Source organism: Pseudoalteromonas sp. MMG013 (assembly GCF_018100885.1).
GTDB lineage: Bacteria > Pseudomonadota > Gammaproteobacteria > Enterobacterales > Alteromonadaceae > Pseudoalteromonas > Pseudoalteromonas aurantia.
Window position 1 is genome coordinate 1 of record NZ_JAGJEE010000023.1, and the last position, 15,176, is coordinate 15,176.

General features: G+C 38.5%; 14 protein-coding genes. 8 read left to right on the top strand and 6 right to left on the bottom strand.

Annotated elements, in window-relative coordinates:
* Positions 1-245: 245 nt before the first annotated feature.
* The 3 genes from J8L98_RS17680 to J8L98_RS17690 all read right to left on the bottom strand — a co-directional run bounded on the left by J8L98_RS17680 (position 246) and on the right by J8L98_RS17690 (position 2,832).
* Positions 246-1,397, bottom strand: a complete 1,152-nt coding sequence (locus J8L98_RS17680; RefSeq protein ID WP_210997515.1) for an alpha/beta hydrolase-fold protein — start codon at positions 1,395-1,397, stop codon at positions 246-248.
* Between the two features lie 233 nt (positions 1,398-1,630).
* Positions 1,631-2,206: a hypothetical protein gene (locus J8L98_RS17685; RefSeq protein WP_210997516.1), complete on the bottom strand. Its 576-nt coding sequence runs from the start codon at positions 2,204-2,206 to the stop codon at positions 1,631-1,633.
* Between the two features lie 26 nt (positions 2,207-2,232).
* The gene (locus J8L98_RS17690) at positions 2,233-2,832 is read right to left on the bottom strand and encodes a short chain dehydrogenase (RefSeq protein WP_210997517.1); all 600 of its coding nucleotides are present in this window, start codon (positions 2,830-2,832) and stop codon (positions 2,233-2,235) included.
* A 95-nt stretch (positions 2,833-2,927) separates the two neighbouring features.
* On the opposite strand from J8L98_RS17690, the gene J8L98_RS17695 reads away from it, so the two are divergent.
* The 7 genes from J8L98_RS17695 (at position 2,928) to J8L98_RS17725 (ending at position 10,821) form a co-directional block, all read left to right on the top strand.
* On the top strand, positions 2,928-3,821 hold the full coding sequence (locus J8L98_RS17695) for a LysR family transcriptional regulator (RefSeq protein WP_210997518.1): 894 nt from the start codon (positions 2,928-2,930) through the stop codon (positions 3,819-3,821).
* 184 nt (positions 3,822-4,005) lie between these two features.
* Positions 4,006-4,389: a response regulator gene (locus tag J8L98_RS17700; RefSeq protein WP_192508548.1), complete on the top strand. Its 384-nt coding sequence runs from the start codon at positions 4,006-4,008 to the stop codon at positions 4,387-4,389.
* Complete coding sequence (locus J8L98_RS17705) at positions 4,386-5,291, top strand: AAA family ATPase (protein ID WP_210997519.1); 906 nt, start codon at positions 4,386-4,388, stop codon at positions 5,289-5,291. Before J8L98_RS17700 ends, J8L98_RS17705 begins: the two co-directional genes overlap by 4 nt.
* Positions 5,291-6,223: a DUF58 domain-containing protein gene (locus tag J8L98_RS17710; RefSeq protein WP_210997520.1), complete on the top strand. Its 933-nt coding sequence runs from the start codon at positions 5,291-5,293 to the stop codon at positions 6,221-6,223. Before J8L98_RS17705 ends, J8L98_RS17710 begins: the two co-directional genes overlap by 1 nt.
* Complete coding sequence (locus tag J8L98_RS17715) at positions 6,213-8,147, top strand: DUF3488 and transglutaminase-like domain-containing protein (RefSeq protein ID WP_210997521.1); 1,935 nt, start codon at positions 6,213-6,215, stop codon at positions 8,145-8,147. Before J8L98_RS17710 ends, J8L98_RS17715 begins: the two co-directional genes overlap by 11 nt.
* Positions 8,144-9,466 (top strand): Na+/H+ antiporter NhaC family protein, encoded by a 1,323-nt coding sequence (locus J8L98_RS17720; RefSeq protein WP_210997522.1) that lies wholly within the window; start codon positions 8,144-8,146, stop codon positions 9,464-9,466. The genes J8L98_RS17715 and J8L98_RS17720 overlap by 4 nt, the downstream gene beginning before the upstream one ends.
* A 182-nt stretch (positions 9,467-9,648) precedes the next feature.
* Positions 9,649-10,821 carry a nucleotide sugar dehydrogenase gene (locus J8L98_RS17725; RefSeq protein WP_210997523.1) on the top strand — a complete coding sequence of 391 codons (1,173 nt, stop codon included), beginning with the start codon at positions 9,649-9,651 and terminating at the stop codon, positions 10,819-10,821.
* Between the two features lie 183 nt (positions 10,822-11,004).
* Here the strand turns inward: J8L98_RS17725 and J8L98_RS17730 are convergent, their stop codons facing one another.
* Both J8L98_RS17730 and J8L98_RS17735 read right to left on the bottom strand, forming a co-directional pair.
* Positions 11,005-11,193, bottom strand: coding sequence for a hypothetical protein (locus J8L98_RS17730; protein WP_210997524.1), 189 nt, complete (start codon positions 11,191-11,193; stop codon positions 11,005-11,007).
* Positions 11,194-11,760: 567 nt separating this feature from the next.
* The gene (locus J8L98_RS17735) at positions 11,761-13,785 is read right to left on the bottom strand and encodes an ATP-binding protein (RefSeq protein WP_210997525.1); all 2,025 of its coding nucleotides are present in this window, start codon (positions 13,783-13,785) and stop codon (positions 11,761-11,763) included.
* Positions 13,786-13,963: 178 nt separating this feature from the next.
* On the opposite strand from J8L98_RS17735, the gene yvcK reads away from it, so the two are divergent.
* Positions 13,964-14,854 (top strand): uridine diphosphate-N-acetylglucosamine-binding protein YvcK, encoded by an 891-nt coding sequence (gene yvcK / locus J8L98_RS17740; RefSeq protein WP_210997526.1) that lies wholly within the window; start codon positions 13,964-13,966, stop codon positions 14,852-14,854.
* Here yvcK and J8L98_RS17745 read toward each other — a convergent pair.
* Positions 14,834-15,169: an Hpt domain-containing protein gene (locus tag J8L98_RS17745; protein ID WP_192507548.1), complete on the bottom strand. Its 336-nt coding sequence runs from the start codon at positions 15,167-15,169 to the stop codon at positions 14,834-14,836. The two genes, yvcK and J8L98_RS17745, sit on opposite strands and share 21 nt — an antisense overlap.
* Between the last annotated feature and the right edge of the window lie 7 nt (positions 15,170-15,176).

Here is a 15,176-nt window from a genome sequence, read left to right on the forward strand (position 1 = left end):
TCACTTTGTCCAGAATGCAGACTAAAGCAACCTGCTCTACCAAGTGTCCATTTACCATGAAGGAGACATTAGCGACACTCGACTTTTCATGGGAATTACGTCCGCTTTAGAGTCGAAAGCGGACATTAACGGTTGTTGTAAGCCGCGTTGATTCACGACTTACAGAATTTACTTCATTTCCACGGATGTTATTCTTCTTTCTCCCATTAGTAAAATTCACTCTTTTAACGGGAGCCAATTTGGTTTTAGAGTCTTTGAAGCCACCTTTTAGCAAGTGAAAAATCAGGGTCAATTGCCAATGCTTTTTCGAACATGGCCTTAGCATTTTCATGCTTACCTTGTTTTTTTCGTAAAATACCCATTCCAACATATAATAACTTACCTTCAGGATACACTTCTAAGGAATATTGATAGATTTCTTCTGCGACATCTAAATTCTTACTGCTTATCATGTCAAAACCAAGGTCCATTAAGACCGATATAGGTGGCTGGATTTCATACCCGTATCGTTTTGATAGCATTTCGAAATGTTGTATCACTTTATCCAAGGTGTCCAATTTTTCGTAGGGATTGTAATCAGGATATAATGCAAGAAGAAACTTTGTGAAATCCGTTGCTGGTACATGACCCTGGTTTACTAATTCATCCACTTTATAGGTAAAACTCTGTGGTTTATGTTTCTCTACAACACTAGAGAATTCAGAAGCAATTTCTGTCATTCCCTCATCATCGCTATAAATGATGTGTAGTGTTCTGTTTTCCGTAAGTGTTTTTAACGGACCAGATTTTATTTTTTGTTGAAGTACATCCGGTACAACCATAATGGATGGGCTACTTGCAAAGTAGCTATTAAACAGAAGAGGGTTGTTGAGCAGGGTGTAAACAGTAAAAAAGCCGCTGTTAGAACCGCCAAAGAGAATTCTGAATCGAGCAGTCCGGTATTTATTATCAACGTACGGTATAAGCTCTGTCTCAAAAAAGTTAATATAATTATCTGGAATTGTTGTGTCTTGATTTTCCCTTTTTGGCAATAAAATACTATTTCCATCGGGTAAATCTATTCCAATAAGTATCATCTCAGGAATTTGTCCTCCATCCCCCATGTAGCCTATTGTGGAAGCTAACATGGCGAACCGAGATCGGTAATCTGAACCCAACATATACAGCACGGGATAGGTTTTCTTAGAACTATCATAGTTCTCAGGTAAATGGATTGATAGTGGAATTTTTTTGTCTAGCACTTTTGAATGAAGTGAGGATATTTTTCCCAAGGTAACTGCCGGTTCACTCTGCTTTGTTAAACGAGAAGCATCAGGATCTTTTTCTGTCTTTTCTTGAGCAAAGACAGTGCTTAGGAATAAAGCACATGTCAATATTAATAACTTTGTTCTTTTCATGTTTTCTTCCTTTTGATATTGTTCTTGCAGTTGTTTTATATTGATTATTGTTTGGATTTGATTGAATAAGCTGTCAATTTAAGCGAGCAGGCTTACAAACACCTGACGTCCTTATGACTTTTAGATGATTTTTTCTGACGGGAAATAAAGCAGCATAAATCAAGCGCTTACCTGCAAACCCTTAGTGTTGCTAAAGTTTCTAAAAGACTCAAAGAAAAGAACAGCGATAATATCTAGCATTTATATACTCTAAGGTTAATTTGGGGGGGGGGCTGGGCACTAAACCCTTTTAATGCGGGATTTAAATAATCCAAGGCATCACGAGGTGCTTTATCTTCTGCAATAACTTTGTTGTTGAATACATTGGTAAATGCTACACCGAATAAGCCAACCCAATGTCCATGAGGATCTTTATAGTCGGGATATATTTTCTCCCAATTTTTGGGTTTATATGATTCAAGTAATCCCCGCTCGCTGTAATAGTCAAAATCATGTAATGTTTGAAGCTGTATTACATCAGGGATATTTATATCTGCTGAGCTTTCTAGTGCATTATCATAGCGAGATGCATGGTAAAAACTTAAGTCAACACTGTGCGTCAATTTCATCTTGGGAAAACGCTTTTTGAACATATCTAGATAATAATCTGCTTGATCATCCTTATCCCCCCCAGCTCGAAGTATCAGTTGACCGCCCTCCTTAACCGCTTCTGCATATAGCTCATCTAATGATCGTGTTTCTATAGTACTCGCTAATACATTTGGCATTATGAGTATTAAGGTGATTAAAGTCGTAATTAGTCTTGTCATTGTGTTCTTCCTATGAGCTTAGTTATCTAAATATAATCGGGAGTATTCAACGTAGTTCCATGCATTGAACCCTCTACTGCTGACACGTAAGCTTTGGCAGTATCACTTGCCGATAGCCCTGCATCAGTGTCCATTCCCATCATCGCCATCGTTTCTTTAACAAAAATTGGCGATACAATATTCAGTCGTATCTCTTCTAGCTCTAATGCAGCTGCTTTCACAAAGCTCTCTAATGCGCCATTAACCATACTCACAGCAACACTGCCACGCATGGGTTCACGTGATAATATGCCTGACGTCAACGTGACTGAGCCGCCATCATTAATATAATTCCGGCCAAATCGTACTAAATTCACCTGACCCATCAGTTTGTTACTAAGTGCAAGTTCATATTCGTCGTCTGGTAGTTGATCAAAAGCTCCAAAATTTGCAACACCAGCGGTACAAACAACAGCATCGACGTTGCCAACATGTTTAAACATACTCTGAATTGAAACCTTACTACCAAGGTCTACTCTTACATCGCCATCTGTATACCCTGCTGCTATCAGTTCATTACTGGTTTCAAGATATTTGGCTACCGATTTACCAATTAGGCCTGTACCACCAATTAATAGAATTTTCATTAGCTTTCTCTTTTATAGTATGTGATTGATATTGGAATCAGGTTAACTATTAATTTAGAATGGATAAATAACCTATAGATGAAATCATTGTTCACATGAAAAGAAAAATAGACATTGTTCGCGCCATTAATACATTTAGACTCGTTGTGGAATATGGAAGCTTTAGCAAAGCAGCCGATCATTTAAGTGTGGTTGTTTCTGCTGTGAGCAGGCAGGTTTCTGACTTAGAACAACATTTCGGTTGTCAACTGTTATATCGCACCACTAGAGCTATGAGTCTAACAGCGGAGGGGGAGTATTATCTGGAGGAATTCACTGAATTAGTTAATCGTTTGGACATGCTTGAACACCGGGCTGAAATTAATCAAAAAGCGATTACAGGGCATATTCGGATGACGGCCCCCCCTGATGCCGAAGAGCTAGGGATCACACGCTTAATCAGTGAGTTTATGATAAATAACCCTGGGGTAAAAGTCACAATTATGCTACTCAACCGCTATGTAAATTTAGTTGAGGAAGGTATAGACCTTGCCGTTAGAGTACATGAATTATCTGATTCTCGTTTAGTGGCACGCCAATTCAGTCAGTTAAATGTGTTATATGTCGCAAGTCCAGGCTATTTAGCAAAACACGGTACGCCAAAACACCCAAGGGAATTAAGTGAACATAATTGCGTTATTGATAGCTCAATTCGTAAACCCGGAAGGTGGCGGTACTATGAAGGTGAATTAGAAAAACACGTTAATGTTATGGGTCAAATTGAAGTTAACTACGGTAATATCGCAGCAGATTATTCAGCCGATGGTCTCGGCATTGCATTTTTGCCTGATTTCTTGGTGCGACGTTACTTAAATACTGGTAAGTTAGTACCAATATTAGAGTCATTTCAAATACCTTCAGCACCAGTTTCACTCGTCTATCCAGCTAATCGGATAAAAAATCCAGCATTAAGTGAATTGGTACGGTATCTAATTAATAATGCACCTTAGTTATTACGATACATTCAACTTTGCGGAACATTCTACGGTTTCAATCGAGAAATATAGTATCGGACATTAAATTGGTTAGTACATTACTGATATATGTAATTTAGTGTAATCATAGTAAAAGTTATTGAGCTTGATAAATCCATGGATTAGTATGAACGCAGATGTAAAAAAGAAGTCTCTTTATATGGAATTTGTAAAACCACTTGAACCAATTTTAATTGTTGACGATGTAAAAGAAATTAGAGAGTACCTATGTGAGATTTTATCTAACCTTGGGTTCGAAGAAATTTTAGAGTCAAAAGATTTTGATTCTGCAAAACCACTGTTAGCAAGTAAAGAGCCCGGCGTTGTTTTTTTAGACATCGAACTACCGGATACAGACGGTACTCGAATTTTAGAATTTGTGAACGATAACTACCCTAACACGCATGTAATTATGTGCTCTGGTCACAATAGCCTTGAAAATGTTCAAAATACTTGGGAACTGGGCGCGAAAGGATTTATTGCTAAGCCGTTTAATGCTAAAAAAGTAGACACTGTTTTAAAACGATTAGAATTAATTACATGAATCAATTTGTCACCCCAATATTGGGTGCGTTATCTCACATAATTTATGGTAAAGACGAACAGATAAAGCATGCTGTGTGTAGCTTACTTTGTAAAGGCCATTTATTAATTGAAGATTTACCTGGAATGGGTAAGACCACATTATCACACGGATTAGCTAATGTATTAGGGCTTAGCTATCAACGGGTTCAATTCACCAGTGATTTATTACCTGCTGATATTACAGGTTCTGCTATTTTTAATACTTCCGAGCATTCATTTACGTTTCATCCTGGACCGATATTTAGCCAAGTGATGCTCGCTGACGAGATTAACCGAGCAAGCCCAAAAACTCAAAGTGCATTATTAGAAGCAATGGAAGAGCGACAAGTAACGGTTGATGGTGAAAGCCATGCATTACCTAGCCCTTTCTTTGTGATTGCTACGCAAAACCCATTGCACCAGTCGGGTACGCACCCCCTGCCTGAGTCCCAATTAGATCGATTTTTCATGCGGATCAGTCTCGGGTACCCAAATGAAGACGCCGAGAAAAAACTTATTTTAGGCATTAAAGACAGTATTGATAAACAATTGCACCAAGTGATCAGTGAAGAACAGCTTACTCAACTTCAGTTGCAGGTTACTTATGTTAAATTGGCCGAGCCTGTTGTTGAGTATATTCTGGCTCTCGTGCGCTTTACGCGAGAGAGTGGTTTGTTTGCAGATCCGCTTTCACCCCGTGCGAGTATCGCTTTAGGTGCTGCGACTAAAGCGTGGGCGTTAATGCAAGGACGAGAATATGCAACCCCTGATGATGTGCAAGCTGTATTTGGGCCGGTTGCAGCGCACAGATTGAACCTTTCATGTAATGAACAAGAAAAGGTCATATCAAATATTATAGAGCAAGTATTGGTTCCTGTTTAATGCCGCCCTTATTTCAAAATTTACTCGATAAGATTTTAAACAAAAAACACCAGTGCGAAAGTATCGTTTTTAAGCATGACTCTATCTACGTTGTACCTTCTAAAGGGGGCTTTGGCTTTTTAAGTATTGCACTATTAAATTTTATACTTGGCATTAATTACCAGAATAACCTGATATTGGCAGTGTCTTACATCATGGTTATATTACTCGTTGTTTCCTTAATATATGGCTATTTAAACTTCAAAGGTCTTGGTTTAAGGCTTATTCACGCACAAGCTGATCATGCTGGAGGCAAAACGGATGCGGTGTTTGAATTAATAACGGATAAAAACCGATTTGATATCTCAATTCATCATATCAAGACAGGTGCAATTACTATATGTGATTTTTTATCGCAAACGAGCATAACCAAGAACAATTTAAAACTCCCCCGTGGCGTACATCTTATTGGGAAATTTAAAGTTTTTAGCCACTACCCGTTTGGTCTTGTTCGAGTATGGAGTTATCTAATTTCTCAGCAAAAGATCCATGTCTACCCTGCGCCTTTAAATGCCAATACCGATATGTCTTCGATCGAAACAAATAATGGAACAGAGCAAAACCTTCTCGCTGCAGATAACAACGATGAATTTAAAGAGCTTATTAATTATCAAAAGGGAATGAGTTTACATCAAGTATCTTGGCGTCATTATGCAAAGAATCAAGAAATGCTGGTGAAGAGCTATGTCGGGGAGCAAAGGGCCAGTGTTGGGTTTGATTTTAATTTGTTAACCGGTACCGTCGAAGAAAGGTTGAGTAAATTGTGTTTTTTAGTGTTACAGGCAACTGAAAATCAGCAACCGTTCGCAATGAAGTTGCCTAATAGGGTTCTTGATAGTGGGTCTGGGCGCCAACATTGCCAAGTTAGCTTGGAGATCTTAAGTGAACACTAAACTAATGATCATAACAGTAATTTACGTCTTTATGAGTTTGCTATTAATATCTGAATTAGGGATCCCGTTTACTGCACTCATTGGGTCATTAGCCATTTGGCACCTTTTTCTATGGAAATACAAAACGACCTCTCCATCAAATACTGCGCTTAACGTACTGGCCGTTATTGGAATGGTTATATTATTGCTTTCGATTGGGGTAGATAATTCCGTATCGCTGTTTGTCTCTTTAATGGTGTTAGCTTGCCAACTGAAAGTGATACAGGCACAGAGTCAACGGCAATTTCAGCAGATCACAACGCTAAATTTTTTTACAATCCCTTGCTTATTTCTTTTCTCACAAAGCTTATACATGACCTTGATAGTGCTATGCTCACTGGGAATAAACTTGGGGTTAATGATAGCCCTTTCACATAGACAACCACTTTTATACGCAAGCAAAGATGCCTTTAAGAAACTTATCCTGATTTTACCAATCAGTGCACTATTGGTTATCTTCTTACCTAAGTTACCAGCATTTTGGCAATTACCTGGGCCTAGTTTAGCTAAAACAGGGCTATCTGAAGACGTCAATCCTTTTAACATCGCACAGTTGTCTCAATCGGATGAACTTGCCTTTAGGGCAATTATTGATGATAAACAACGTTTCAATTCGCCTTTTTATTGGCGCGCAATTATCCACGACAAATATGATGGCGCATCTTGGTTGAAATCTAACCAACAAAATATTCCACTACGAACCAATGTAAATGTGTCGGGTGCTGGATATCGGGTGATTGCAGAATCAAGCAACCTGCCATGGCTGTTCTCGCTTGGCACGAGCGTTAGTTACACGGGTGGCGTATCGCGTAACCAGTTTGGTACGCTTTTTCGCTCAAACGCGATGTCAAACAATTTTGAGTATCAAGCGTTTTCATACCAACAAAATTTAATTGAACTTACTCGCTGGGAGTATAGAAAAAATACTCAATTTCCCAATCAGCTGAATAAACGTGCACAAACGCTAGCTCAACAGTGGGATACGCAATCAGGCACAACCGCTGAGTTTATTAAGCTTATGAAACAATATTTCATAAGTAATAACTATCGTTATACGCTAACGCCTGCAGCAATGACGAATGAAAGTACCATAGATGAGTTTTTGTTTGAACAAAAAGCGGGGTTTTGTGGGCATTATGCGTCTTCTGTTGCGATGATGATGCGCAGTGTTGGCATCCCTACTCGTCTTGTTTCTGGCTACTTAGGGGGAGAATATAGTGTAAAAAATAATTACTATAGCGTTTACCAATATGATGCGCATGCATGGGTAGAATACTACACACCAGGCCAAGGTTGGCAAGCATTAGACCCAACTGCATGGGTTTCGCCTGAACGGCTACTAGGATCTTTATCGCAGCACTCATCATTGTCAGCGGAGTTTCAAGCAAATTTAGGGATCAGTTTGGTCGCATTTACAGGTATTCCTGGCGTGCAATGGTTAAGGCTTAAATTAGAAGAATACGACTATCAATGGACAAGGTGGGTATTGAACTTTGATGAAAGTAAACAGCGTTCATTCTTAGAAAAAGTGTTTGGGAAAAGCGGTAGATCGTTATCTGGTGTGGTGGCTATCATTTTCGTAACGTTCATTCTTATAGCCGTATATTGGTATATGCAGCGCCCGAGTAAAGTAAATAAGCCTACCGCAGTGGTATTGTTTGAAAGACTAAGTCAAATAAGCAAATATTCAAATCTAAATATGAGCCCCTATCAACTGATTGAAGCGCTAAAACACAGTTACCCTGAACAGGAAGTTGAATTAGAGCAGTTTTATCAAGACTTTTCTTCTTTTCGCTATCAAGGAAAATCATTCAGTAAGACACAGCGAATATCAGCGCTTAAGCTGATAAAATCAATAAAAAGAAAAACAAAGAGAGATTTATGAATGCAGTAATAATAGGTGTATTGCTTATGCTTACACTGTCTTTAGTTAGAGTTAATGTAATTGTTGCAATGACCGTTAGCGCGATGGTTGCTGGGTTATCGGCAGGATTAGACTTATCGACCACACTCAATGCCTTTAACGACGGCTTATCTGGTGGTGCTGAAATTGCTTTGAGTTATGCTATGCTCGGTGGCTTTGCTGTTGCTATCTCGAAATCAGGGTTAACGCAAATTCTCGCCCAAAAATTATTAACAAAGGTTGAAGGTGCAAAAGATAATCATACAAGAGCCTTAAGTTTTATGATTATGGCCATAATACTTGGTTGTGCTATTGCGTCACAAAACCTGGTTCCAGTTCACATTGCTTTTATTCCAATTCTTATCCCCCCGCTACTCATTATTTTGAACAAACTAACGTTAGATAGAAGAGCTATCGCGTGTATTTTAACATTTGGACTTGCCACCTCCTACATGGTATTGCCCTACGGATTTGGCGGTATTTATCTCTACTCAATTTTACATAAAAACCTCGCCGATAATGGCTTAGAGATCGTTAGCACACAAGTCCCTTCTGCAATGGTGATACCAGCAGTAGGTATGCTTGTAGGATTATGTGTTGCATTATTATTCAGCTACAGAGCAAAACGAATATATAAAAATGAAAGTATGCCTTCTACTCCTGTATTAACGGCAATAGAGAACCCAAAGAAAGTGATGATCATTGGTAGTATCGCGGTAATTTGCTCACTAATCGCGCAAAATATCAGTGGTTCAATGATACTCGGGGGCCTTGTTGGCGTCATGATGTTTAGCGTATTTGGCATTGTAAAGTGGGAGCAAAGCTCAGACGTTTTTAGCAAAGGTGTCGCTATGATGGCAATGATTGGGTTTATTATGATTTCTGCTCAAGGGTTTGCATCGGTAATGAAAGCAACGGGAGATGTGGCTAGTTTAGTTGCTACTAGTGCTGACTTTATAGGTGATAATAAGCCACTCGCAGCAGCGATGATACTCGTTGTTGGATTATTAATAACGATGGGGATTGGTAGTTCATTCTCTACAGTGCCTATTATTGCCACTCTTTTTGTGCCTCTGTGCTTAGAAGTGGGTTTTTCAGCTATGGCAACCGCTGCGCTTGTCGGAACGGCTGGTGCTTTAGGTGATGCAGGCTCTCCTGCATCAGATTCAACATTGGGTCCAACTTCAGGGTTAAACGCAGACGGTCAGCATGATCATATATGGGACTCAGTTGTACCAACGTTTATTCACTTTAATATTCCACTGCTTATTTTTGGTTGGATTGCTGCGATGGTTTTATAGTTCACGCTGCTATTTGCGTTTCATTATGCAAATGAAAAAAGGGACTGGTGACGGAAGTCCCTTACTCTAAATTTATACTGTTGATTTATAAGGAAATTAATTCATTTGACACAATCTGAAAAAATAGCCCAAATATTGCTGTATTGGGAATAGACAAAAAATATCAATAGTAAGGTTATATTATGGGTTTTCATATTACCGTTGTAGGATTAGGTTATGTAGGTTTGGCAAACGCATTGCTGCTGTCTCAACACAATACCGTTTCAGCACTAGAAACTAACCCCGATCGTGTTAACTTAATAAATAAAAGCATGTCTCCAATTCAAGATCATGAAATTGAACAATTTCTAGCACAACGCGAACATTGCATTTTTGCGACAACGGATCCATTTCTAGCATTAGAACATGCTGATTTTATTGTCGTTGCAACTCCAACCGATTATGATCCTGATACTCAATACTTTAATACTACAAGTGTAGAAAATGTCATCGCACAGGCATTGGAAATTAACCCTCTAGCCACCATCATTATAAAGTCAACGGTACCTGTTGGTTTTACTGAAAAAATGAAATCAAAACATCGTACCGATAACATCATCTTCTCTCCTGAATTTCTTAGAGAGGGAAAGGCTTTATACGATAATTTATACCCCTCAAGAATCATACTTGGTGCATTGTCAGAACAAGCCAATACGTTTGCCAGCTTACTGAAGCAAGGTGCGCATAAACAAGACGTTAAGGTACTTCTCACACATTCAACAGAAGCAGAAGCCATTAAGTTATTTTCTAATACTTATCTCGCTATGCGGGTGGCATTTTTTAATGAGTTAGATACATATTGCGAAGCAAAAGACCTTAATACGAAAGAAATTATTGACGGAGTAAGTTTAGACGTCCGAATTGGTGATCATTATAATAACCCTTCGTTTGGTTATGGGGGATATTGCTTACCAAAAGATACAAAGCAATTACTCGCAAACTTTGAAGGTGTCCCTAACGATATGATATCGGCTATCGTATCAGCAAATGAGACACGAAAACAGCACATCGTTAACACTATCATGGCGAAAACCCCTAGAAAAGTAGGTGTTTACCGTTTAATTATGAAGACAGGCTCTGACAACTTTAGAGAGTCTGCAATATTAGATGTAATTGCCCATTTACACCATGCTGGTGCAGAAATTGTTGTATATGAACCCAATTTACATGCACCTTTATCAGACAATTTTTCACTGAATAATTCGTTGTCATCATTTAAAGCTGAATGTGACTTAATCATTACTAATAGAGTGGTCGATGAATTAGATGATGTCACCGATAAATTATATACGCGAGATTTATTTCATAAGGATTGAGTATCTATAGAAGGCTCTGCTACAACATGTTATTCATGGCTGTTTCAAGGGCTTTCACAGGTTCTACAGGGTATTGTCACTTAATATTTGTGTTGTGACCCAAGACATAAATACATCTATTCGGGCACGCCGAGGCGAATTTAATTCAAAAAATAGCGCTCAACGGCGTTTAAGTGAGGGAAATTAAGTGGATGGAATAGTTAGCGGCCCTGACTTGTTGATAGCTGCGTCGCCCAAATAGTCAACGATAAGTGCAATTCCATGCCCGTTTAGTACTACATTTATAGCCATATCTGTTGAGTTTACTGTTGTCCATTTACTGTGTTCTTTGAGGTTTAAAATATTATGAATGAGCCCAACTTTGCCAATCATATGGACCGGCATTCCCAAACATTCGAAATTTCTGACACTGTGTCAATATTAATATTGTGAGCTTCACTAAAGTCTGTCGCACATACATGAAGACCATGCCTTTACCGAAGGGTGGGCAATCATATCGGGGGGTCGTTTCGGCTAGCACATCAACACCAAAAACTTTATCGTGCAGCAGGTGACAATGGACTATTTGTTCCTTGTGTTACAGATAACAGCGACATTCTTGATACCTGGATCCATTTAATTACCTGTAAATGTTATATGTATGCCCTAACTATCTAACCTAACGTTTGGATAAGGGTGTTGGAATAGGACATATTTTGTTCAATATCAAGCCGCTTTTATGCAGTAATAGCGGGCTATTACAAATGGCAGCAACGCCGAGAGTGAGGAAAATAGCTTTATTGGGCAAATTCGCTTATCCAGAGCTGAGGTTATCTAGCTTTGATGCGCTCTCAGTACTTGGTGTGAAAAGGATTAGTATGGGTAATTTCATATACAATAAGCAAGTAACTGACTTGAGAAGCACACTAGATGTCGTTAAACAAAAGAACAGTTTTAGTTCTATTTTTTTACCGGTGCATCATAGAGTGAGCTGATAGCATTGCTTAATTCAATAAATCGAATTGGCTTCGTAAGCACTTTATTCATTCCTGCATTCAGGCAATTTACCTTGTCTGATTGTCCCGCATTTGCAGTCAGTGCAAAGATAGGAATGGTCAATGACATTTCTTCCCGTATGTACTTTGTTGCGGTAAGACCATCCATCACTGGCATCATCATATCCATTAACACCAAATCGAAGTCATTCGCTTTTATAGCATTTAATGCTTCAGAACCTGTTTCGGTTAACGTTACTTTGTGGTTTAGTTTTTTCAAAAGTGCTTCTATAAGCACTTGATTAGGCTTGTTGTCTTCAGCGACAAGTATTGAAAGTGTCCTTTGTTTAACTGGTACTTCGTTTTCTATTTCCGGGATACACACTTTTTCAAAAGGCAAACTTACTGTAAATGTAGTGCCAACCCCCAGCAAACTGGAACAAGTTATACTTCCTTGCATCAACTCTATAAGTTTTTTAGTTATGCTGAGACCTAAACCAACACCTTGTTGTTTGCGTTTAACGCTATCACTGACTTGATTAAACGGCTTAAACAACCGACTTAGATCTTGTTCGGCAATCCCAATACCTGTATCACTAATTTGAATTTTGACTCTGTTCTCAATCACACTTACATGTAAAGTGACACGACCATAGCTGGTAAACTTAAACGCATTCCCCAATAAATTAAATAGTATTTGCCCCAACCTAGTACTGTCACCTTTTACAATGCCCGGTACTGATTGCTCAATAATTTGTTCAAAATTGAGCTTGCCAGCCTCTGAGTGAGATTCAAATTGCGCGGCGATGCTATGAATGAGTTCTTTTAAGTGCACCTCACTATTATCAAGAGTTAATGTGCCGGCTTCTATTTTCGAAAAGTCCAACACATCTGAAATTAACCCTAATAACAAATTGGCACTACTTTGTGCATATGATAACCATTCCTTTTGCTGGTTGGTTAATTGTGTATCATTGAGCAATTCAACCATTCCTAAAATCGCATTCATAGGTGTTCTAATTTCATGTGACATAACAGCCAAAAATTGTGACTTCGCTGAATTGGCACTTTCTGCTTTTTCTTTTGCTTGCTTATATGCTATTTCTCTGTCTTTTGCGTAGGTGATATCCTTAGCGATACCCATATAACCGTTGAATTCACCTATGGAAGTAAACTGAGCTTTTCCACTCAAAGATATCCATAGATGGCGTTGACTGTCTAACTCAAACTCGAATTCAAAAAAATCACCATGTTGGGTTAATATGTGCTGAAATTGAGCCCACTTTCGCAAGTGCTGCATTTCATTATCAGATCGTAACTTTAACGCTGACTTTCCTATAAAAAACTGACTATACAAATCATCATGGGGTGCTAATTCATCCACGCACGTAAATATGTTATCGGTATCTGTTCGCCAAAACCACTCGGATGCTAGTTCTTTAAATAAATCAGCTCGCTCGGTCATGTTCGCAATAAGTGATAATAAACTACTGGTTCTAGAATGTGATTTTTGTAGTTGATCTGCTTTTAAATACACTTGTTCTAGCAAAGTTATAAAATTAAGATCATTAGTGTAGGTGTCAGAAGGCGGATTAAGTAGACCAGTGAATAGAATAATACCTTGGCCACATAATTCAGATAACTTAAAAACTAAACTATTATTTAACCCAGATAACACCGTTTTACTGATTGAAGTTTGATCATACTCACTAACGGCATGAGGTATAAATTGTTCATTTTCTGATATTCCTTGTGCGAATAAATCAACATACTCATACCAACTTTCATCATTGAACAAAATGCTAGAAGTTGCAATGGTACGATAAGCGCCTTTGCTCCTAGATGCTAATACAACACACGCTTGATATGAAAACAACTCAGCCATAGCCCTGTCAATTTCACTATATAACTGCTCAAAATCATTGCTCGAATTTATTTTTATTAAAGTTCGCTGTAACTTACTTGGGCTTATCAAACTTCCATTTTGCATATTGTAGAACACCATGATTTTAAATTGCTTTGCACTTTGCAAAGATAGTTCTAAATCGCATTTATTTCAAATCATATTTAGATACATTTATTTAAATTCAACAGCTTAATCATTATTTAAAGTTGGAATAAAACCTGCTCTTTCATAACTAGTTAAAAAATATCAGTTTGGAGATAGCATGAAAATAGTATGTTTAGGCGGCGGTCATGGGTTAGCACAAGTACTTTCAGCAATTAGACCTTTATGTAGTGATTTAACAGCGGTTGTTGCCACTACCGATAACGGAGGAAGTACCGGCCGACTCAGAGAATCTCAAGAATGTGTTGCTTTAGGTGATATTCGTAGGTGCTGCTTACAGTTAACCGACAAACAATCACTTATACATTCAATATTTGAGCATCGTTTTGATGGCGGTGAGTTGGATGGGCATAGTTTAGGTAATCTGACGCTGTTAGGTTTGATGCAGCTTACAGACTCTCCAACAGAAGCGGTTGCTTGGTTTAATGCAATGCTGGGGAATGCTGAAACAATTTTACCTATGTCTGATTCAGCAACCGACTTAGTGGCAACCTATGCAAACGGCGAACAGGTCGTAGGTGAATGTGAAATAGACGCATTGACGGAACTGCCTGATGCGATTGGTCTATCAAAATCAGTTCGTGCAGCTAAGGGCGCAGTTGATGCAATTACCAACGCAGACTTAGTTTTAATTGGACCTGGTAGTATTATATCGAGTGTAATGCCACCACTATTAGTTAAAGAAATTGGTGATGCGATTGAAAATACCGCTGCATGTAGAATTTTTATTGAAAATATTGCAGAAGAAAATAGCGTTGCTCGGTCTCTTAAAGGAGAAACGATCATCGACTGGATGCAAGAAAAGCTAGGTTATCAATTCTGTGATTTAAGTATTTCTCCACAGGCAATCGAAGAAATAGTTGTGCACTGTGACGAGCTAAATGATGCCCAGAGTACGCAGCATAACATAGAGCAGCTAAGCCATGTTTTCTCTCAGTTGCTAAAACTGCCACTTAGCACTAAGGTTAACTCAACATGTACCATTAATTAACTTGTATGCATCAGTAAACGTGACGGTACTTTGCTGATGAGCAGCTGCAATCAAAGCTGTAACTTCATCACAAACACCGACAGTTTTTATCTGATGCTCAATTTTTTCACATAGTTCGGCTAATTGCAGAGCACCATAACTTCGACTACTGCTTTTTAAACTATGTGCTGTAATTTGAAGTAGGTCGCAGTCATTCGATGTAGTCAGCCTTTTTATTAAAACTTGCGACTCACTTAAATAAACACCTAAAAGTTGTGCGGCTAGCTCTTCGCCAACATCAACTTGGAGTTGAGAATAGGTCGTTAAATCTATCATGTATACC